The following is a 22311-nucleotide window of genomic DNA, read 5'->3' as shown; positions in this document are numbered from 1 at the left end:
TTAAGGGGTTGCATCATTTTCAAGATTTTTTTGTGCTTCTTGTACCAGACTCAGAAAATCTTTTAACACCGCATCATCGGCACTGTAACCTTGTTTTTCCCAAATATTTTGAAAGAGTTTTTCTGGTGTTGGTGGTTCAAGTGCAATTTGCTGAGAGGTATCGGTGTCCGAAGCATCTTGGCTCACATATTGACGTGAAATACGCACTAAACGATAGCGGTCAGGTGGCAATGCGGCTTCAAACTGTTGGCGTAAATTAGGCTGTGGTGGCGTTAAACTATAATATTCAATATCGACATATTCACGATGGTCAATATTTTCAATCACGCCGTGAGGCAAAGCTTTGAGTTTTTGCAGAACATCGTTTAATTCACCACGAATACGGTGTAATTGGATACAACGCGGAATTTCCACAGCTTCAAACTGCAAACGGTGATCTGTCTCTTGAACAGGGTCAATTTTGACTTCAACCACTTGGTGCTTATAGTTAATTTCACTAAAAGAAAGCGGAATGGGTGAGCCGCTATAACGAATGTGCGGTTGACCTACTTTTTGTGGTTTATGTAGATGCCCTAAAGCCACATAATCAATTGCATCTTCAAACAAAGTCGTTGAAAGTGCCTCTTCATTACCAATAATAATTGGGCGCTCAGAGTCGGATGTTTCTCCACCTTGCATATGAGCATGCGACATCAAAATAAGCGCTTGGTCTGGTGTCTTACGACGTTTTGCTTCGGCAATCAGTTGTTCATGCAAATAGGCAATTGCATTTTTGCTATTAGTGGTATGTTCATTAAAGCCTGTAATTTCCGCTGAGCGCAAAAAAGGTAGGGCAAGGCACCACGCCACAATTTCTTGATTTTGATTATAAATAGGTAAAAGCAGACGATCGAGATCTAGAGTTTTATCTTCGTTCCAACGAACCACGCCCACGGTTTTTGCATTGTATTTTTCTAAAAGTGGTTCGACCTGTTCAATGCGGTAGCCTGAGTCATGATTACCTGCAATCATGAGCGTTTGCATGTGCGGTGCAATGCGGTGTGCATCTGCTAAAAATTGGTAGAGTTGTTTTTGTGCTTGTGAACCCGGATTAATCACATCAAAAATATCGCCAGCAATGAGCAGGGCATGCGGTTGTTTTTCTTGAATTTGAGTGAGTAACCAGCTTAAAAATTTTTGGTGTTCGTAGTGACGTGAATGATTATAAAAAAACTGCCCCAAATGCCAGTCAGAAGTATGTAGAAAATGTACGGACATAGAAACAGACATCAAGCCAAAATAAACACAGATACGTTAGCATAAATTGGCAGGAGATTTTATAAAGACATTTTAAAGTGCTCGTTATTTAAGCCCACTATAAAATCTGAATTAGTTTTGTCACTTTAAACTTTGCTTTGTTACTATCAATTCAAACAATGAACTTTGAGAACAAAATGACCATTCATAAATACGAAGTGAAAATACAGTGGGAAGGCAATACAGGTACAGGCACTTCATCTTATCGTTCATATAAACGCGATTTTAGTATTCAACATCCACAAAAAGCCACTATTCAAGGTTCATCAGACCCTGCCTATTTAGGCGATGTGACCAGATGGAATCCAGAAGATTTATTGGTTGCATCAGCTTCAGCTTGCCATAAGCTGTGGTATTTACACCTATGCGCAGCCAATCATATTCATGTGCTGAGCTATGTTGACCATGCACTTGGATTTATGGAGGATGCGGATCCAGTTAAACGTGGTCACTTTACTCAAATTATTTTAAAGCCTGCGGTTATTTTAGAAAAAGGTGCCGACCAAGAGCTTGCGGCAAAATTACATGAAGAAGCGCATCACGAATGTATGATTGCCAACTCAGTTAATTTCCCAATTACATGTGAAGCCACTTTTAGTTTTGCCGAAGAATAAATATGAAATAGCCACCGATAAAAAGGCGGTGGCTATAAATTAAAAAATCAAAGAGTCGTTAAATAAAATCTTTAAGCAGCATTTTCATCAACTTGAAAAATACCAAAAACGTTATGGTCTAAATCGACAAAGTAACCATGCCAAGCACGACCAGGAATGGCGAATTTATCCATGGCCACAATGCCACCTTGCGCTAAAATTTTTCCAGCAACTTCATCGAAGTTTTCGACCTGAACTGAACAGGTGAAAGCATTGGTGCCATATTCCATTGGAGGCGTTTGAGCGGGGCGTTTTAAAAGGCCACCCATGATTGAGGGTGTTTCTATACGGTAATATTCAATTGATAAACTTTCATCTAATTTAAATTGCCAGCCAAACACAGCATGATAAAACTGCGCATCTCGGGCAGGATTTGAAGACTGGATTTCAAAATAGGCAATGTTGTTCATATTATTAAAAACATATTTTTATGGTGTAAAAAGTATACGCATAGCCTTCATGACCACGAAAGAACTATTGTGTATGTAGAGCGTAAAAGAAATGAAATCGCTAGAAAATAAAAACCGACGATTCGAGTGATGAGAGAATCGTCGGTCAAAAACTTCATCAAGGGTTTCGGCTGCTAACAAAACCTAATCTGAAGGAAGAAAAGAGTCGTAATGAAAGGTCACCGATACAATTCTGCGGATGCCGTGCAAAGGAAGTATTCGGTTGCTGCGACCTTACTACCCTATATAACGTCAAGAGATCAGGATTGGTTGACAGAAAAATGAAAAAAAATCGAAAAAAATTTATAATTATTTTTTGAACCCATAAATTAGGCAAAAAGATGACCAAATTACGCTCTTACTTTCTCTGGTTTTTTGCTTTATGCATAGGACTCACCTTAATTGTAGGTGTGGTTGCAGCACTATTACCAGCGAGTGTAGGTGGTATTTTAACAGCCGTTCCATATTTAGGCGCAATGATTTTTGTCCTGTTTAAATTTTTAAAGAAAGAACGCCGTGCACCGACTGTACAAGAAAAAAAGAAATTTACTTTAGGCTTTACCCTGATTTTTTGGGGCTATAACTTGTGTGGTGTTTTATTCGGCCTATTTTTATTTGCAAGAAAAGACCCAGAGATTTTGCAGAACTTTATGCTTTACCTCAAACAGCCTCAGTTTTTAAGCATTATGCTCATTATGCTTTTAATGTTAGCGATCCCGCTTTATTTAATTACCTATTGGTTTTATGGGAAACAGGCACAGCGAATGGCAAGCAAAATGTTTAATGTGCAATAGATCACTACAAAAATGAATACGATTAGACATGAATTATTCTTATAGAATCTAATAAAGCTTGTGTCCTCGGTTTTGGAGGAAAGAAATATGAATAAGAATGTATTAATTACGGGTGCTAGTGGTTTTATCGGAACGCATTTAATTAAGTTCCTGCTGCAAAAAAATTATAACGTGATTGCTGTTACGCGGCAGGTTGGGAAGAAATCTGACCATCCTGCCTTACAGTGGGTGCAAAAGTTTGAAGATATTTCGACACGTCAAATTGATTATGTCGTGAATTTGGCGGGTGCAAATATTGGCGAAAAACGCTGGACCGAATCACGCAAAAAACAACTCATTGAAAGCCGAGTGAACACGACACGAAAGTTATATGCATGGCTAAAGCAATCTGAAATTTTTCCAGAAGTGATTGTCTCTGGCTCAGCGATTGGTTATTACGGTATAGATGATCAAGAAAAATGGGCAGAATTGTGCACCGAACAAAGTTCACCACAGCCTATTTTTATGTCTGAGCTTTGCCAAGAATGGGAGCGCGCAGCTTTAGCAGATACTCAGCAAAATACCAAAATTATTCGCTTAGGTGTGGTGTTTGGGCAGGGCGGTGGCATCTTGCCTAAAATGTTGCTTCCTATTCGACTCAATTTAGTCGGTCAAATTGGTCAAGGTCGTCAGCCAGTAGTTTGGGTACACATTGAAGATGTGTTAAACGCAATCGAGTTTATATTTAAGCATCCTCAATCAGCTCAGATCCATAATGTAGTAGCGCCAGAAAATGTGACCCAGAAGGTATTTGTTGAACAAGCTGCTGCGGTACTCAATAAGAAACCACTGTTGTCAGCACCCAGTACGGTTTTCCGCTGTTTGTTAGGGGAGCAATCGCAATTGATCTTAAATGGGCAATACGTTAAACCTGCTGCCTTACAAGCTGAAGGATTTGAGTTTGCTTATCCTCAGTTAAAAATTGCTTTAGAGAATGTACTCGCGTCAGGCTAAGATTTTATTTTGTAGGCGCTCTGGTGAATATGCTTTTGCATCAACTAACGTTGGTTGACCCAGCATAAGCTGACGGAGCAATTGAGCAGAGCCTGCGCCCATGCATAAACCATTTCTAAAATGACCAAAGTTTGCCCAGAGGTTGTCCATTTCAGGCATTTTGCCAATATAGGGAACGCCATTTGGTGAACTTGGTCTGAGTCCTGCCCAGCGCTGTACAATCGGAAAATCTGCCAGTTCAGGCACCATTTCTAAACACGCTTCTAAAATATTGTGCTGGGTGGTTTCGTCAGTAGTGGTGTCAAAACCACGATGTGCCATGCTAGACCCACACACAATATGACCGTCCATACGTGGAATCAAATACATGACTCGATTCATGCACATGGTCGGTAGCCAGTGAGCAGGGGTTTTAAATAACAACATTTGACCTTGAACAGGTTCGACTGGAATTTCGAGTTGTAATTGTGAGTTCCAGTAATGGCTCCAAGCACCCGAAGTTATTACAAAATGATCTGCTGTATGTTTACGACCATCTTCGGTTTGTAGCGCTTGTATCACATCGCCATGTTGAATCAGTTTTTTAACAGCAACGTGCTCAAAAAGCTCAACATTTGGATGTTGTTTTAAATAACTAATCAGCGACTGTAATACGCGTGGATTGCGAATATTAGACAGTTCAGGGAAATAAATCGCTTCTTGAAACTGATCGGAAATATGTGGATTAACTTGTTCTAGCGCATCTCGCTGTAAATATTCACAGCGCTGCATCGGCTCTTGATGTTGCTTGGCGTAGGAAAGTCCAACGTCAAAATCTTTTTCATCAAAAATGAGCATGCCTGTGTCATGAATTTCAAAATCAATCCCTGTAATAGGGTAGAGCTTTTGGTTCCATGCTTGATAAGAGGCCTTGCCAAATTGAGCGAGTTGGTTCACTGCATGCACATAGCGCCACGGGTACATCGGAGAAAGAATACCTCCGCCAGCCCAAGAGGCTGCTTGTCCCGCTTGTTGTTGATCAAAAATGCTGACGGTACAGCCTTGTTCAACCAACTCTAGCGCAGACATTAATCCACTAATGCCCGCACCAATGATTGCAATATGCATGCAGTGTTATCCTTTCTCTGCGAACTTAGTTCATTTCCTTGAGTTTTTCAGCAGCGGTTTCTGCAAAGTAAGTCCAGATCCCGTCTGCACCAGCGCGGCGGCAGCACATGAGTGATTCTAAAATCACTGAGTCTGATAACCAGCCATTTTGAATTGCGCCCGCTAACATTGCGTATTCGCCACTTACTTGATAAATGAATGTTGGAATACCAAAGGTATCTTTCACTTCACGTACCACATCCAGATATGGCATGCCCGGTTTTACAATCACCATGTCGGCGCCTTCTTGAATATCAAGCGCGATTTCATGTAACGCTTCGGCACGGTTGGCAAAGTCCATCTGGTAGTTATATTTATTACCACCTTTTAGGTTGGATGCAGAACCAACAGCATCACGGAACGGGCCATAGAAGCTCGACGCATATTTCGCAGAGTAGGCCATGATGTTGGTATAGATGTGACCATTGGCTTCTAAAGCTTGACGAATAGCACCAATACGGCCATCCATCATGTCACTTGGTGCAATCACTTCAGCACCTGCTTCAGCGTGACTTAATGCTTGTTTAATCAAGCATTCTACAGTCTCGTCATTCAGCACATAACCAGTGTCATCAATAATGCCGTCTTGACCATGTGTAGTGTATGGGTCGAGTGCACCATCGGTGATTAACACCATTTCTGGTAATTCTTTTTTAAGCAAACGGCAGGTGGTTTGAACTAAACCATCTTCATGCCATGCAGCTTCTGCGGTCAGGCTTTTATCTTCTTGAGGGGTGACTGGAAAAAGAGCCAGTTTTGATACGCCCAATTCCAGAAGTCTTTCAGCTTTTTTCAGTAATAAATCTGCCGACAAACGCTGAATGTTTGGCATACTTGGAATATCTTGGGTCTGATTTTGTCCCGGTAATACAAATACTGGATAAATCAAGTGATTGGTAGTGAGCTGTGTTTCGCTGACCATCGCACGCAACTGGTCATTTTTACGAATACGGCGCATGCGAGTGGCTGGAAATGCAGGACGATTGAACGTATAAGTCATAACAATCTCGATGTTCGGTATTACACTAGGAGAGGTTGGCGGATATTCCATTACTGTCAACCGACTGCTGTATTGTAGCCCCATAATGCTGGATTTGTACAAAATTATGGGTGTTTATCATGCTTTTAAATTTAGGCAACGTATGAGTGATGAAAAGAAAAATTGGACTGGGAGCATTCATTTAGGTGCAAAAACTGACCTGAATGTAGTTCTTAAGCAATTATGTAAGGCGTTTAATAGCTCTCCTTTTTTTAAGCATAGTGGAATGATTATGCGTGTGGTGGATGGGCAGATTGAAGGCTATATCGAGATGCAACCCGACCTGATTGGTAATCTGGCATTTCAGATTTTGCATGGTGGAGTTGCTGCAACCTTGCTCGATAGCATTGGCGGTATTGTGGCAATGGAACACTTATATCGTCGTTCAACGCCGGAAACTTTAACCGAGACCATTAAGCAAGTGTCGCGTTTGGCAACTGTCGACATGCGTGTAGATTATTTGGCGCCGGGGCGTGGTAAATACTTTATTGCACGTGCCGAAGTTCTGCGTTTAGGTCGTAAGGGTTGCACCATGCGCATGACCATGGTCAATGATGAAGGTAAAGCAATTGCTGCGGGTATTGCTTCATACGCCTATTAAGTTACCGATTTAAGTCGTTAAAAAGCGCCAAGTGCGCTTTTTTTAGTATTTGAAAAGCAGAAATTTTCACAAAAACTTTGAGATAAACATTAATTTAATTAGAACGAACGCATTAGTTATCATTTTTTATTCTCATATCATGAGGTTTTAGCGTTAAAATTAGCTCCTTTGACAATGCGGTATGTCTTGTTTATAGAAAAATAAAAACTCTATAACAAGGTGTAGTGCGAGATTGATGGCAAAGCCAACCCATCTTTAGGAACATACCATGACTGATGCACAAAGCAATGTACAAGAAACAGTGCCAACAACATCTGCCTCGGATGATAACAATCAAAACAAGCGCAAAAAATTTCTTGGTTTTTTTGCGCTGATTTTATTGATCGCCGCTATTTTATATGCAATCTGGGCATTATTTTTAAATCATTCCGTGAGTACGGATAATGCTTATGTCGGTGCAGAAACGGCTCAAATCACCTCAATGGTAAGCGGGCAGGTCGCTCAGGTTGTGGTAAAAGATACCCAAACAGTACATCGTGGTGATGTGCTGGTTCGTATTGATGACCGTGATGCCAAAATTGCATTGGCGCAAGCTGAGGCAGAGCTTGCCAAAGCAAAACGCCAATATAAACAAACTGCAGCAAACAGTAGTTCTTTAAACTCTCAAGTTGTGGTGCGTGCCGATGAAATTAACAGTGCTAAAGCGCAAGTTGCTCAAGCACAGGCTGACTATGACAGAGCTGCTTTAGAGCTGAATCGCCGTGCGCAACTTGCCGCTTCTGGTGCAGTGTCTAAAGAAGAACTCACTAAAGCACAAAGTACTGTAGAAACCGCTAAAGCAGGGCTAGAGCTTGCTAAAGCAGGTTTAGCGCAAGCATCTTCAAGCCGTAAAGCTGCTGAAAGTACTTTAGCTGCGAACGAGGCTTTAATTCAGGGTGTAAATGAAGTTTCAACACCTGATGTACAAGTTGCACAAGCACATGTTGAACAAGCTCAGCTTGATTTGGAACGTACCGTAATCCGTGCGCCAGTTGATGGTGTGGTGACGCGTCGTAATATTCAAGTGGGCCAACGCGTTGCACCGGGCACCAGCATGATGATGATTGTGCCGCTCAACGATTTATATGTAGATGCGAACTTTAAAGAAAGTCAGTTGAAAAAAGTCCGTTCGGGTCAAATCGTCACACTTACTTCAGATTTATATGGTGATGATGTCGAATATCACGGCAAAGTGATGGGCTTCTCTGGTGGTACAGGCTCTGCCTTTGCCTTAATTCCGGCTCAAAATGCAACAGGTAACTGGATTAAAGTGGTTCAACGCTTACCAGTTCGTATTGCACTTGACCCGAAAGAACTTGCTGAACACCCACTGCGTGTTGGCTTGTCGATGGAAGCAAAAGTCGACCTATCTGCGAAGTAAACGCTTATGAAAACGCAAACACCTTTTGCCGAGCTGAGCGGTGGCCGTTTATTACTGGCAGCGTTTGTTATTGCCTTGTCGAACTTTATGGTCGTACTCGATACGACCATTGCCAACGTATCTGTACCACACATTACCGGTAACCTTGCTGTTTCCAGTACACAAGGGACATGGGTCGTTACCTCGTATGCAGTTGCAGAAGCGATTTGTGTACCTTTAACGGGTTGGCTTGCGGGCCGCTTTGGAACCGTCCGAGTCTTTATTTTTGGCCTGATTGGTTTTACCATTTTTTCTTTCTTGTGCGGCCTAGCAAACTCGTTAGGCATGCTGGTGTTTTTCCGTATTGGACAAGGTCTATGCGGTGGCCCACTTATGCCACTCAGCCAAACCTTGCTGATGCGTATTTTCCCTAAAGAAAAGCATGCACAGGCGATGGGCTTGTGGGCAATGACCACAGTGGTTGGACCAATTTTAGGACCAATTTTGGGTGGTCTGATTAGTGACAACCTGTCTTGGCACTGGATTTTCTTTATTAACATTCCAGTCGGCATTATTTGTGTTTTAGCGGCAATCCGTTTGCTCAAACCAGCCGAAACAGAAACGATTTCTTTAAGAATCGACACTGTTGGTTTAGGTCTGTTAATACTGTGGATTGGTGCGCTACAGCTCATGCTCGATTTGGGGCACGAACGCGACTGGTTTAACAGCACCAGCATTGTGGTACTTGCTTTAACCGCCGCCATTGGCTTTGTGGTGTTCCTCATATGGGAGCTGACCGATAAGCACCCCGTGGTGGATGTGAAGGTGTTCAGGCATAGGGGCTTTGCTATTTCAGTGTTAGCTCTGTCACTCGGTTTTGGAGCCTTCTTTGGCAGTATTGTACTGATTCCGCAGTGGCTGCAAATGAACCTTTCCTACACCGCCACATGGGCCGGTTATTTAACCGCAACCATGGGGTTTGGTAGTTTGACCATGTCACCGATTGTGGCAAAGCTTTCGACCAAACATGACCCACGTGCGCTTGCGAGTTTTGGTTTGATTTTGCTGGGTGCTGTAACCTTAATGCGGGCATTCTGGACCACAGATGCCGACTTTATGGCACTGGCTTGGCCACAAATCCTACAAGGTTTTGCCGTACCGTTCTTCTTTATTCCACTGTCAAACATTGCGCTGGGTTCTGTGCTTCAGCAAGAAATTGCATCTGCTGCGGGCCTCATGAACTTCTTAAGAACCATGGCAGGGGCGATTGGTGCTTCAATTGCAGTGACTGTGTGGGACGATCACGCCAAAGTTGCACGTAGTGAAATGGTCTCAAACCTAAATACTGCCGAAGTTCAAAATAACCTTGCGCAAAATGGTTTTTCGGCTGATTCGACCTTAGGAATCATTTCAAACCTCGTTGATAAAGAAGCCATTACCATGTCGGCAAACCATGTGTTTTTACTGTTTGCGATGGTGTTTGTTTTTGCGGGGCTGGTCATTTGGCTGTGTCCGAAACCCAAAGGAGATGTCAGCGGAATGCCTTCTCACTAAACATCAAAAGCATCTCTCCGGAGGTGCTTTTTTTAGGTCCACTAAAAAATAGAGCGAGTCTATAAATGACAGATTTTGCCTGTATTTAGCGAAATAAAGCATGCCAGAATCGGGCAAATCAGTTATAAAAGAGTGTGATATCAAGCAAGGAGGCATCAGACAGGGCACAGGATAAATCGCCCTTAAACATTCAATATTATAAAACCTTATTTTTATCAAAGATTAAAAAAACTTAATACCTGAAAACAAAGAAGCTTGCATGGCAATTGCATGGATAGGCAGGCGTATATATTGGAGTTATCACGTGAATAAAAGATATTCATTTTTGTTCAGTAGTTTATTAGCAGTCGGTTTATTACAAGGATGTGGAGATGACTCCTCGTCAGATCAGCCCAAGGATGATTCAAATACAACCCCGCCCAATTTAATTGTAGATAATGACCCCACCAGTTGTAGCAAACTGGCACAAGACGGTTCAAGCGTGGTGGTCGGTTCAAACCAAAATGGTGACCCAGCAGCGCCTGAAGGTGCATCGGGTTATAGACTCGGTAACACGGTTAAATACGCAGATAAATATATGGTGGTGGCAAACACGCCACTTGCGGTAAAAGCAGGTTGTGACGTTTTAAAAGCAGGCGGTAGTGCAGTCGATGCAGCCGTTGCGGTACAAGCAGTACTTGGTTTGGTCGAGCCACAGTCGAGTACGATTGCTGGTAGTGGTTTTATGATGTATTACGACGCCAAAACCAAAAAAATCACTGCTTATGATGGCCGTGAAACAGCACCAGCCGCAGCCAACGAATATTATTTAATTCGCCAAGATATATATGACCCAAATTCACCAGCGCCTGTACCAAGTGCCCGCCGTAGTGGTCGTTCAATTGGTGTGCCTGGTGTGATGCGTTTGCTCGAACAAGCGCAAAAAGAACATGGCAAGCTTAAGTGGAACCAGCTTTTTGGTGAAGCGATTGGTTTAGCTGACAATGGTTTCCGTATTCCGGGCCGTTTGGCAGATGCAATTGCAAGCAATGCAAACAGCTTAGCGCTCGATGCAAATGCAATGGCGACCTATTTCTACCCAGATGGTTCACCACGTAAAGTGGGTGAGACCATGACCAATAAAGCTTATGCAAAAACCCTTGAAGCACTTGCTTCACAAGGTGCAAATGCACTGCACACGGGTCCAATTGCACAAGCGATTGTGACAAAAGCAAGCCAAACAGTAGGTGATGACCTAGCAAAAACTCCAATTACGCCAAGTTTAATGACCTTGCAGGATTTGTCGAACTATCAGGTTAAAAAACGCGACCCGATTTGTACGACGTATCGTGACCGTTACTATGTGTGTACCATGCCGCCTCCATCTTCGGGAGGGATTGCGGTTGCGCAAACTCTGGGTATTTTAGAAAACTTTGATATGTCGCTTTATCCACCTAAAAACCCTGAAAATGAAGGTGGTGTGCCAGATGTGATGGGTGTGCATTTAGTGTCTGAAGCAGAACGTTTGGCCTATGCTGACCGCGATAAATATGTAGCAGACACAGATTTTGTCGCTTTACCAGCACAGGGCATTGCAAGCTTTATTGATAAAAATTACTTAAAACAACGGGCATCACTGATTAACCCGAACCAAAGTATGGGCGTTGCACCAGCGGGTAATTTCAACCCAGCTTCGGGTGTCGATACCACTGTTGAACACGGAACAACTCAGTTCACGATTGTAGATGCCTATGGCAATGTAGTTTCAATGACATCGACTGTTGAATCGAGCATGGGTTCATTCCACATGGTGGATGGTTTCTTGCTGTCGAACCAGTTAACTGATTTTAGCGCGAACCCGCTTGATAGCACTGGAGCACTGGTTGCTAACCGTGTGGAAGGTGGCAAACGCCCACGTAGTACCATGGCGCCAACCTTAGTGTTTAAAGGCACTACGCCAGATGAGTTTTATATGGCAACGGGTTCACCAGGTGGCGGTACCATCATTCAATATGTGGTTAAAACTTTGGTGGGTGCGCTGGACTGGAACTTAAATGCACAGCAGGCCACTTCGCTTGTTAACTTTGGAGCAACCAATAGCAAAAACACCAATGTAGATAGCTCAAATGTGCAGCTTTCTTTAGTTGACTTGATTGAAGGCTTAAAGGCAAAAGGGCATGGTGTTGCTAACACTGCGCAAACCAGCGGTATTTCAACGATTATGAAAGTAAATATTAATAATCAGAGTAAATATGCAGGAGGGGTAGACCCACGTCGTGAGGGTATTGTGTTAGGCAATGGTGCTTTATAGACCCAACTTTAAAAAAAGCTGTCATTTTTGGCAGCTTTTTTATGTGACCCTTGAAAAAAACAAAAGGCTCTCCATTATGTAAATATGTTCATCAGTAGCGGACTGTTGATAAAATGCACAGTATTTTATTTTAGTTATGCTATGATGCTCAGACATTCATGGGGATGTTATTGGCTTCGACGCTGGTGATGAAACTCATAGATGCATGCCGAGAGCGCATTTTCTCTCGTAAATCAAATTTGCATATTTTAGTCGCAAACGACGAAACTTACGCTCTAGCTGCCTAAGGGCAGTTTGTCCGCTTCCTAGAATACTTGTGGTTTAGGAACCCGACCGTAGCGCACGCACACAAGTCCGTATAGAGTCAAGCCTCGGGGCTTTATACCAAACTTAGAGGATCGCAACTTGTACCCTGTTCGTCGGGTCACTTGGTGTTAAAACAATAGACGATATCTAAGCATGTAGTATTCTCGAGCGTAATGCTGGCGGACGCGGGTTCAACTCCCGCCATCTCCACCAAAATTCGTGAAAAACCCTGAAACGTAAGTTTCGGGGTTTTTTATGTCTTATAGAATTATTACTATAATTAGTTTTCTAATAATTAATGAATATTGAAAGATTATTGCCCTAAGAGTTAAAAGTTAGCTAGTATTTATTTAGAAATTCTATGATCTAAAGAGTTTAAATTGAAATATTTATTTCTAAGCAAATTAAATCAATAGAAGCTTATACATCTTTTAGGTATACTTACAAAAATTAACTCTTGGAAAAAATACTATTTAAAAACTAATTATGAGTATCCAAGGCACTCCTAGGTAATAGAGATAATTAATTAAAATTGTATGAATCCTTTTTTAGCTTGGACTGGTGGAAAGCGGTGGTTAGGAAAAGTTGCTCCAGAACTTTTTAACATTGATTTTAGTGGGAAATATATTGAACCATTTTTAGGTGGTGCTAGTTTTTTTTATGCTTTACAGCCAAAGAAAAGTATATTAGGAGACACTAATAAAGATCTAATTATTACTTACAGAGCTGTAAGAGATCATCATTTAGAAGTAGTAAACTTATTAAAAAATCATCATAAGAAACATTGTAAAGAATATTATTATTTAATACGAGATCAAATTTTTGATAATGAAGTAGAAATTGCAGCTCAATTTATTTATTTAAATAGAACCTGTTTTAACAGTATTTATAGAGTAAATTTAAAGGGAAAATTTAATGTACCTATTGGTACTAAAACGAATGTAATACAAGATCAAGATAGATGGGAAGAATGGTCTAAAAGCCTAAAAAATGCTGAGTTAGTATGTGGGGATTTTGAAAATCTCATTAATAAAGCCAAAAAAAATGATCTACTTTTTTTGGACCCTCCTTATACTGTTAGACACAATAATAATGGCTTTATAAAATACAATGAAGTTCTATTCTCATGGGCAGATCAAGAAAGATTAGCAAAGGCTGCAGAAAACGCTCAAAAAAAGGGTGCAAAAATTATAATTACAAATGCTAATCATGAATCTATAAGAGAATTATATAGTTCTTCTTTCAATATTAAAGAAATATCTAGATATAGTAGTATTGCCGCAAATGGTACTAATCGTAATAAATATGAAGAGTTAATAATTACATGTAATATATGAGGTTACTATGCATGACTTTCTAACAAAAACACGTTTTTCGGGAAACCCACTATCAATTTTAAATCAGTTTTTAGATGAAGAAAAGACTAAAGAATTGGTTAGTAGTACAGATAATTGGAAGTTTGCTGGTTATGTTATTGATATAGGATTTAATACAGTAAGAATTATTACAAGTGATCCATATAAAAAAGCAATTGGTGGAATGCCAAGGGGATCTTTTTTGATTATGGTTCCTGAGGATTTAGAAGGTATTGCTCCTCATTTTTCATTACTCAGAGTTTCGGGTGTAGCCCCAACACCATTAACCAATAGTGTTCAACAGACCTACTTTGAATTACATAAAAAGAGTATGCCTGAATTAGATAGATGGACAGTAAGTGAATTGCAATGGGGAAGCATTGATTGTGATTTATTAGGTATGTTTTATCCAAATCCTGATGATGCAAAAAAAATTGAATTTTCAGGTGATATTAACGCTGTAGTTTCTGCACATCGTTATCGTGTTTTTGCTCCTGATGAAAGGATATTAAATATTATTATCAATGGAATGGTTAAGTCTGAGCTTAACCAATCAATTGGTAAACTTAGACTTACTGAGTGCCGTTTACCTTTTAATAATGCTAAGTCAAATCTTGAAGATGTATCAGTCCAAATTTCTTTAAAAGATTTTCTTGGAGCTAGGACTGCTATGTTTGGTAAAACACGTTTAGGTAAATCAAACGTAGTTAAGATTATTGCTAATGCAACTATTGAGGCTTTAGCAAGTCAATCAAAATACAAATGTGGACAATTAATTTTTGATATAAACGGTGAATATGCTAATACAAATCATCAAAATATTTCCCTTCGAGAAATGCATAGTGAGCATTGCCAAGTCTATGCTTTAATTCAGAAGGATGAAACTCCATCAAAACCATTACGTTTAAATTTTTATACAGACCCATCTGAAGGAATGAGGGTCTTAGGTAGTTTATTACAAGCTGAAGGTAACTTGAGTGGCTATGTTAAATCATTTGCCAATTTGGAACTACCTACTTTCGAACTCTGTAATAATATGGGTTTTGGAGAAAAAATTAGAGCATATCGTAAAATACAATTGTTTTGGTCTATTCTGAATCAATCAGCATTTCAAGCTAATGAAGGAGAATTAAAAGCATTAATTCCATTTGTAGCAAATGGACCAAATGGATTTGACCCAGGCTTTACTGATGATGTCCGTTTTAAAGTTTATAGTTTTATTGATGCTGAATCTGGGACAAGTGATGGAGTTCCAGCAAGACCTAAAACACTGAGTCAAATGAAGCGAGAATATGCTTCAATAGCGAAATATGTTCTTAACTCTAAAGATCCTTTGCTTTCTACTTCAGGTCAAAAAAATGAGTTATTTGATGGTGATGACGTTGTTATGTTGACCTTTCTGAATCCTAATACAGGACGAGGAACTCAATGGATTACAGATTATAAGAAATACCACTCACCAGATGCTCAAAATTTGATTAAACAAATTATTGATGACTTAAATGGATCCAAAACAGTAATTTTGGATTTAGGAAGTGCTGATGATAAGGTTAGAAAGTACTTTTCTAATATGATTTCGACAGCAGTATTTCAAGAGCAAGAACGTAAATTTACAAGTAATAGTCTTAAATCTCACTTTGTGAATTTATTTTTTGAAGAAGCGCATAACCTTTTTCCTAGAACTGTAAAGGATAATACGGATGTTTATAGCCGATTTGCAAAAGAAGGGGCTAAATTCCATATTGGGATGATTTATTCAACGCAAAGTCCTAGTACTATTAGTCAAGAGTTATTGGCTCAAACTGAAAATTTTTTTGTAGGTCATTTATCTTCACAGGATGAAGCAAAATCCTTGGGCAAAGTAAATGTTTATTATGATGGAGTACAAGAAGATATACTTTCATCTAAAACACCTGGCTATATGAGAATGTTAACTCAATCTCATAGATTTGTTGTACCCGTTCAGGTTAAGCATTTTGGAAGTTGAGGTTAGATTATGTATCAGACAGAAACAGCTTCTAAATTAGGTCATTTAGATGTATTGAAAAGTGAACATGTAAAAAAACTTATAGAAGAATTTGAGGCAATAAAAGCAGAAGAGATCTATTCTGAGGACAACTTGGGGTGGAAAAATTTAGAACATAAACCCTCACCTTTCAAGCTTATCTATTGTGTAGATGGGTCAATTGCTTCTGTAGTAGGAGTGGGTGCAGTTAAAAAAGAATTAGCTTTTGTTAAAACTGCTCTTTTTGCTTTAGATGAATCAAGTCTCGAACATATAGATAAAAAATATCCGCACCCATTGCAGATGAAAAAGTTAATGCAAAACTCTGCTCATCTTCATTCAACTGTTTTCCCATTAAAAAATATTCGTTTAAAAGATATTAGTTTATATGACTCTGTTAGAAGAATAGTTTTTGAATCATTTAATGATCCATCTCAACATGGACATATATATGAAACGTATAAGTGGTTAATATATAAGAAATGGGATTCTCGTCAGCAAAGTTATTCTCCTTCATTTCAATGTCCTTATTTGAACTGTCTGGGACAAATAACAGGTATCCCATATAATCAAGATAAAATGAATTGTCCTCATTGTCAGGGTGAAGTATTCTCTACTGATGTAATAGGCTTTCATATGGAAATGAATGAATTTTCAGCTCCTGACAGTTTAGCTACAAGTTATATGTTAATTCATGAAACTATTACATTATTCAGTGCAATTCGATTCTTCTGGGAACATGATAGAGATCAATTGTCTCATATACTCTTTATTAAAGATGGCCCTTTAAGTTTGAGAAGCCAATATTCAAAATTAGTTCCTAATATTAGAGAATTTTTGAAATTTGCTGTGGATGCAAACTCACCAATTTATATGATGGGACAAGAAAAAACAGGAGCATTTGATGATTTCTTTCAAAGTATTGAAAGAAATTTAGAACCAAAAGAGCCATCCCAAAAGTTTTCATCTTATAAGCCACTAACTCATAAATATATTCGTGAATCAGTACAATGTGCCCCATTCCGTGAAAATGAATATGGTTTAAAAACTAATTTTGGAGAGAAGGTGCTAGTAAAAATTGATAGTAAAACAGCGGTCGTTTTGAATATACCGCCTTATGAGTATAAAACTAGTGAAGATGAAGATTATATCAACTTCCCTAGATCATCGGATTTGATAGGGTTAGAAAAGATTATAGAGGGGTTACATTCTTTAGTAACTGTTAAATATAAAAATGCTTTATTACCTATTGTATTAGCTAACGGTATTGCTAGTTTATCTAGCTATCCGAGTGCCAATGTTCTTAAACTATTTGCCTTTGATCGTCTTAAAGTAGGTATGAAATAACTTTTATATTAGTAGTTAGGTTCAAGCCCCAATGCTGCAACAGAACTTTATTTTTCTGCGCTGATTTAAAGTAATTCGCCCTTGTAATATAGAGATAAAGGATTAAGGCAAACACTTAGCTTCGTCATTTTTATTACTACTTGTACCCTGTTCGTCCGGTCACTTGGTGTTAAAACAATAGACGATATCTAAGCATGTAGTATTCTCGAGCGTAGTGCTGGCGGACGCGGGTTCAACTCCCGCCATCTTCAACAAAATTTTGAAGCTCTGAAACGTAAGTTTCAGGGTTTTTTCTTTTAAAGGACAAATTAGTGAGCTTAATAAGCGATAATTTATAGCTTTATTCTTAATAGCATAAATAAAAAATATCAATAAGATATAAAATATTAGTTAAGTAGTAATATTGAAGATTTAAAAATAAAAATAATTATTGTAAAATAAAAATAATTATTTAGGAAAATAAGGGGGATTAAATGTTTGAAGAATTGAATATTTCAATAGAAAAATTAGAAAGATATGAAAATATAGTGGACGAATATGTTTCTATGCTGCGAGATAATGATGTTAATGGAATATATATTGAAGCGGCAATGAAATTAAAAAAAGAATTTGTTCTTTTTAAGGCAAATGTAAAAAATATTAATCGAGGTAACTTTAATGGAGCTATAAGAGAATCACAAGCTTGGGATAGTAATGAAGAAAATAAAGTTTTAATTGATAGTTATGTAAATGAAGAAAATTATAATTTAATAAAAAAATATAATTACAATCTTAATGAAAGATTGGGAACGTTACAGTTTAATTATATAAAAAACAAATTCTTTGAAGATAATGTTCAATTTTATAAAGTTATTATGGAGTCTTGGGAGGATTTAAATAAATTAAGATTAGATTTTTTGAAATTTTATAGAGAAATTAAGAATAAAAATAAACCGATCTCTGAGCAGATGGTTACGTTAGAGAAAAATTTTTATAGTTATATAAATGATAAAAAGAAAGAAATTGATATAAATTTTGTTTCATATGAAAATAAAATAAAGTCTGTTTTATCTAAGTATAATATTGCTAATGATGATTTGGATGATTTAAATAAATCATATTTAAAAGTGAGTGAAGAGGTAAATGGTATATATAGCCGGCTTACTGAAATAAATACGAATATTTTTAATTTAAATAATGAGTTTAATAAAAGAGTCGGTGAGTTTGAAGCTGAACTACTATTAAGGGCATATAAAGTTGAGGAAAAAATACGTAGTGATATGGTTGGTGTAGTTGAGAGTTTTACAAAAGAGTTAAGTGAAACAGATTTATTGATTAAAACTGAACTTAATTCAATTCAAAATACATCACAGAGCTTTAAAGATTTCATTAGTGATGAGGCATCTATTAAATTAACTAATGATTATAAAGCTAAGGCTTTATGGGAAATGAGAGCTTATTATTTTTTTAATTTTATGAGTCTGGCTATTATCAGTTTTGCTTTATATTTTTCATATTCAAGTTTGAGTGATTTTGCAGTAAAACATAATGGTAATTATACCTCATTAGATTTAACTTATTTGGGAATAAGGTTACTTTTCTCTATTCTTATTTTTTCAACTATAACATTTACATCCAGATTAGCTTCAAAGAGTTATGTGTATTGGAAAAAGAATGAAGGTATTTTCCTTCGTTTAACTGCTCTTAAATCATTCATAGCTGATATGTCTGATACTAAAAAAGAAGAAATACATGAAAAATTAGTAGATGTTTACTTTGGTAAAGATGAACAAGAACAAAATTTCAATCAGAAGATGAAAGATTTGCCTAATAATATCACCCAACTTTTGGGGAAAGTTGTTGAACAAACATCTGTAGTTTTAGATATACCTAAGTATAAAAAGGGTGAGATTCCTTCAAGTGAAGGAAGTGTTAAAAAAGAGTAAAAAATTAAATTCTATGAGCCTAATAATAGATTAGGCTTTTGATTTTTAGGATCTGGTAGTGTAATTAATCTTTACAGTTTAACTAAATTAGTTACAATGTTGTAACGAAGTTATATAAATTATAATAATTTCAAAAATTTTTGAGGAAAGTATGGAAATTCAAAATATTATTATTCATGAGGTTCGTCGTATTAAGGATGGAAGCCCATTACTTATAAATTATAAACAACAGGAAAATGACTTATCTTCTCTTGAAGATGAATTGAAAAATAATCTTCTAGAACTTTTTATTAACTCAAACTTAAACTATGGCGAATTTGCTTTAGAAGGTAATCCTGAGTTAGAACCAGCATTTGAGCAGACATTAAGAAATTATTTTGATGAAAATACCAATTGTTCTAATTTTGTTGAGATGACAATTGAGTTATCAAAAATTTATGCAGCAATCATTGCGGAAAATAAGCTTAATAGTGTTAAAGGTGGATTTTTAGTATTCTATATTTATAAAATAAAGAATAAAACTTGTCTAGCCGTAGCAATTGTTAATAAAACAAAAGGTGCTGACGTGACTAATGATTTAGAATTTGTTGCCAGTCATTTGTTAAATTTATCCATGTTACATTTAGGGGCGAGTATAAATATATCAGATTGGAAATCAGATTTATCTCATCGATATGTAAAGTTCAAAGCTGGACGCGCTGCTGAAATTCGTGATTATTTTGAGGCTTTCCTTGGTTGCCAATTAGATAAAAAAGCTGCACAAACAGAAACTAGAGAGTTAAGAAAAGCAATTCAGGAATTTTCAAAAAATACGTTAAATTTAGATCAAGACTCTATTGATAAGAATTTAAGAGAAGTACATAGCTTTATTACTGAAAAACAAAAACTTGATGAAACAATTTTATTAAGTAGTATAGCAAAGCATATTTTTCCAGATCATGATGAAGAGTTCCTTACTTATGCTAGTAATGAGCGTAAGATTTCTGAATATATTCAAATTGATAAGACAACATTGCGAACTTTCAAGAAGATTTCATTTAAAAATAATAAGTTTTCCTTAAGCTTTGAACGTGAATTATTGGGAAATCAATTTAAATATGAAAATGGTGTATTATCAATAAGTGATTTACCTGAAAAATTACGTCAAGAATTGGAGGAGGAGAAATTAAATCAAACAACGAAGGATATTTAATAACTAAATTTCCTGTAGAGATAAAGACTATATAAATGATTGACTATGCTAAAATTTTTAGTGAAATTTTTCTATCTTTAAATGATAGAGAGATTAGTCATGACCAAATTACAGGTTGGTTATCTTTAGATCAGGATAGTCTAAATAAAATTAAGCAGCTAGCCAATGAAGGGCTTGCTGATAGTAGTGTAGAATGTGTAATAGATGAGGAGAGCATAGGAGGGGTTGCTTTAGATGATATTGAGGAAAAATATTTTAAAAGTAACATTCGATGTGAAATTACTTTACATACAAGTGATTTATCTAACAATTTTGATTATGCAATATGTAATAATTGGTGTGAATTACTAAAATCAGAATATGCTATTAGGAAGCCAATAAAAAGTCTATTTTTTATTATAAATCAGGAATATTTTGATGAAAATACGTCTAATGTAAGATTTAAAAACTATTTAAATTTACATAAAATTTATGAACTTATCAGTTTTTTATCAGAAAGCACTAATAGCTGGCCAAATACAATTTTTTACCAGCGCCCTATAAAGTTTATATTCTTATTTAATGAAGCAGATTTAGATTATAAAATTGATGTTACTACACTTGAAAATTTAAGAAAAAGAGACCTGCATCAAGAAGCTATTATAAACTTAATGTGCAAAGAAGTCGTATTATTTGTTAAAGATATAGAAGAGAAACAAAGAGCAGGTTATTTAATTCGAAATTTTAATGCATTACTTTCAAATATACTTTTAAGCTATCAAAGCTATACTGAAAATTATAGTTTTGATAAAGTTCGAAAAGAATATCTGGAAAAAAGAACCGAATATATTAAGAAAATGAATGAATCTTTTGATTCTGTTGCAACTAAAATGCTAGCTATACCTGCAGCTATGTGGTTTGCTATTGCTCAAATAAAAGCTTTAAGTTCTCAGAACCCTATGGTGGATTTTTTGAAAAACTATATTGTTTTGATAACAGTTTTTATTCTTGTAATTATTTTAATTATGAATATTTGGGGGCAAAGAAATATATTGATAGCTTTGATGAGAGATTATGAAAGTATCTTTAGTAATTTATCTATAAAATTTGAATGTGAGTCTATGCAGATAACTATTATTAAAGATGAGCTAGATAGAAGTGCTTTTTTTGTTAAAATAAAAATGTATTTTTCAATATTAGCAGCTTTGATATTATTTTTGGTTACACTAATTTTGCTTTTACAAAGTAATTATAATTTTGATTTTATAGGCTTCTTAAATTTAAAATAAAAGTGGGAAATATGATTGACTCTATTCTAAAATTATTGCCATTTTTTTTGGCTATAGCTCCTCTTTTTGTCTGGTTAGATAAATCTAAACGTTTTACTCATAGACGCAAATTTTTTTCAAAAAGAGTTGAAGAAATTAAAAATTATGTCAATAAATATTATCAAAAAGAATTATCTGAAATTGAAAAAGATTGTGCTGCACAACTATTAGTTGGTTCAGATAAAGTAGGACATTATGAAGTAGATTATATTATTGAGCATTATCCTCAGCGTTTCTTTACAGTAATTGAGGAAGTTATAACTGCTCGAAAGTTCATAAGGGTAGAATTAATCGAAGATACCCCTAATTTAGTAACAAATTTCACTAAAAAACAATTGATAAAAATTAATGTTATTCTGGCAATTATGTATTTCTTAAGCTTAGGTATACTTTATATAAATGATGTATTTGTTTATATACTGACTTGGCTTCCATACGTTAATCCTATCCAAGTCGATGCGACTGTTTATTCTATAGGATTTTTATTTTTATTAGCACTGTTTATTATTTGTATAAGTGTTATATGGTTTTTCTTTTGGAGTGCAGATTCTGCATTAAAAATTTATGAAAAACTTAATGTTAAGTATATTTCTAAAACTAGCTCCTAGTGAAGAGTTATTTTCTCATATTACAGGCCCCCGTGCCACAACAGAACTTTAA

General features: G+C 36.8%; 18 protein-coding genes and 1 other RNA gene. 15 read left to right on the top strand and 4 right to left on the bottom strand.

The window, feature by feature from the left end:
• A complete protein-coding gene (locus ACB088_RS11870; RefSeq protein ID WP_375037070.1) occupies window positions 1-1269 on the bottom strand; it encodes an exonuclease SbcCD subunit D in 1269 nt (422 codons plus the stop codon).
• A gap of 164 nt (window positions 1270-1433) precedes the next feature.
• Between ACB088_RS11870 and ACB088_RS11865 the strand changes: the two genes are divergently transcribed.
• The gene (locus ACB088_RS11865; RefSeq protein ID WP_375037069.1) at window positions 1434-1910 is read left to right on the top strand and encodes an OsmC family protein; all 477 of its coding nucleotides are present in this window, start codon (window positions 1434-1436) and stop codon (window positions 1908-1910) included.
• Between the two features lie 71 nt (window positions 1911-1981).
• Here the strand turns inward: ACB088_RS11865 and ACB088_RS11860 are convergent, their stop codons facing one another.
• Entirely contained in the window at window positions 1982-2359 is a 378-nt protein-coding gene (locus tag ACB088_RS11860; protein WP_375037068.1) for a VOC family protein, read from the bottom strand.
• 380 nt (window positions 2360-2739) lie between these two features.
• On the opposite strand from ACB088_RS11860, the gene ACB088_RS11855 reads away from it, so the two are divergent.
• Together ACB088_RS11855 and ACB088_RS11850 are read left to right on the top strand one after the other, a co-directional pair.
• A complete protein-coding gene (locus tag ACB088_RS11855) occupies window positions 2740-3192 on the top strand; it encodes an ABZJ_00895 family protein (RefSeq protein WP_003653232.1) in 453 nt (150 codons plus the stop codon).
• Window positions 3193-3279: 87 nt separating this feature from the next.
• Window positions 3280-4185 (top strand): TIGR01777 family oxidoreductase, encoded by a 906-nt coding sequence (locus ACB088_RS11850; RefSeq protein ID WP_375037067.1) that lies wholly within the window; start codon window positions 3280-3282, stop codon window positions 4183-4185.
• Here the strand turns inward: ACB088_RS11850 and ACB088_RS11845 are convergent.
• Window positions 4177-5292 carry an NAD(P)/FAD-dependent oxidoreductase gene (locus tag ACB088_RS11845; protein ID WP_375037066.1) on the bottom strand — a complete coding sequence of 372 codons (1116 nt, stop codon included), beginning with the start codon at window positions 5290-5292 and terminating at the stop codon, window positions 4177-4179. The genes ACB088_RS11850 and ACB088_RS11845 overlap by 9 nt on opposite strands.
• 25 nt (window positions 5293-5317) lie before the next feature.
• Window positions 5318-6331: a porphobilinogen synthase gene (hemB, locus tag ACB088_RS11840; protein ID WP_009390517.1), complete on the bottom strand. Its 1014-nt coding sequence runs from the start codon at window positions 6329-6331 to the stop codon at window positions 5318-5320.
• Window positions 6332-6473: 142 nt separating this feature from the next.
• Between hemB and ACB088_RS11835 the strand changes: the two genes are divergently transcribed.
• The 12 genes from ACB088_RS11835 to ACB088_RS11780 all read left to right on the top strand — a co-directional run bounded on the left by ACB088_RS11835 (window position 6474) and on the right by ACB088_RS11780 (window position 22259).
• Window positions 6474-6971, top strand: coding sequence for a thioesterase family protein (locus tag ACB088_RS11835; protein WP_004641674.1), 498 nt, complete (start codon window positions 6474-6476; stop codon window positions 6969-6971).
• Window positions 6972-7239: 268 nt separating this feature from the next.
• Window positions 7240-8391, top strand: coding sequence for an EmrA/EmrK family multidrug efflux transporter periplasmic adaptor subunit (locus tag ACB088_RS11830; RefSeq protein ID WP_375037065.1), 1152 nt, complete (start codon window positions 7240-7242; stop codon window positions 8389-8391).
• Between the two features lie 6 nt (window positions 8392-8397).
• Window positions 8398-9924, top strand: coding sequence for a DHA2 family efflux MFS transporter permease subunit (locus tag ACB088_RS11825; RefSeq protein WP_375037064.1), 1527 nt, complete (start codon window positions 8398-8400; stop codon window positions 9922-9924).
• Window positions 9925-10228: 304 nt separating this feature from the next.
• Window positions 10229-12214, top strand: coding sequence for a gamma-glutamyltransferase (gene ggt, locus ACB088_RS11820; protein WP_375037063.1), 1986 nt, complete (start codon window positions 10229-10231; stop codon window positions 12212-12214).
• A 160-nt stretch (window positions 12215-12374) separates the two neighbouring features.
• Window positions 12375-12733: a transfer-messenger RNA gene (ssrA, locus tag ACB088_RS11815) on the top strand.
• A gap of 323 nt (window positions 12734-13056) precedes the next feature.
• Window positions 13057-13857 carry a DNA adenine methylase gene (locus tag ACB088_RS11810; protein ID WP_375037062.1) on the top strand — a complete coding sequence of 267 codons (801 nt, stop codon included), beginning with the start codon at window positions 13057-13059 and terminating at the stop codon, window positions 13855-13857.
• 7 nt (window positions 13858-13864) lie between these two features.
• Window positions 13865-15862 (top strand): ATP-binding protein, encoded by a 1998-nt coding sequence (locus ACB088_RS11805; protein WP_375037061.1) that lies wholly within the window; start codon window positions 13865-13867, stop codon window positions 15860-15862.
• Between the two features lie 9 nt (window positions 15863-15871).
• Complete coding sequence (locus tag ACB088_RS11800) at window positions 15872-17227, top strand: hypothetical protein (protein ID WP_375037060.1); 1356 nt, start codon at window positions 15872-15874, stop codon at window positions 17225-17227.
• Window positions 17228-17700: 473 nt separating this feature from the next.
• On the top strand, window positions 17701-19152 hold the full coding sequence (locus tag ACB088_RS11795) for a hypothetical protein (RefSeq protein ID WP_375037059.1): 1452 nt from the start codon (window positions 17701-17703) through the stop codon (window positions 19150-19152).
• 151 nt (window positions 19153-19303) lie between these two features.
• The gene (locus ACB088_RS11790) at window positions 19304-20344 is read left to right on the top strand and encodes a nucleoid-associated protein (RefSeq protein WP_375037058.1); all 1041 of its coding nucleotides are present in this window, start codon (window positions 19304-19306) and stop codon (window positions 20342-20344) included.
• A 35-nt stretch (window positions 20345-20379) separates the two neighbouring features.
• Window positions 20380-21612, top strand: a complete 1233-nt coding sequence (locus tag ACB088_RS11785; RefSeq protein ID WP_375037057.1) for a hypothetical protein — start codon at window positions 20380-20382, stop codon at window positions 21610-21612.
• An 11-nt stretch (window positions 21613-21623) separates the two neighbouring features.
• The gene (locus ACB088_RS11780; protein WP_375037056.1) at window positions 21624-22259 is read left to right on the top strand and encodes a hypothetical protein; all 636 of its coding nucleotides are present in this window, start codon (window positions 21624-21626) and stop codon (window positions 22257-22259) included.
• Window positions 22260-22311: the final 52 nt, after the last annotated feature.

The organism is Acinetobacter sp. RW6 (genome assembly GCF_041956835.1).
GTDB lineage: Bacteria > Pseudomonadota > Gammaproteobacteria > Pseudomonadales > Moraxellaceae > Acinetobacter > Acinetobacter calcoaceticus.
This window is presented reverse-complemented; position numbering and strand designations above follow the sequence as displayed.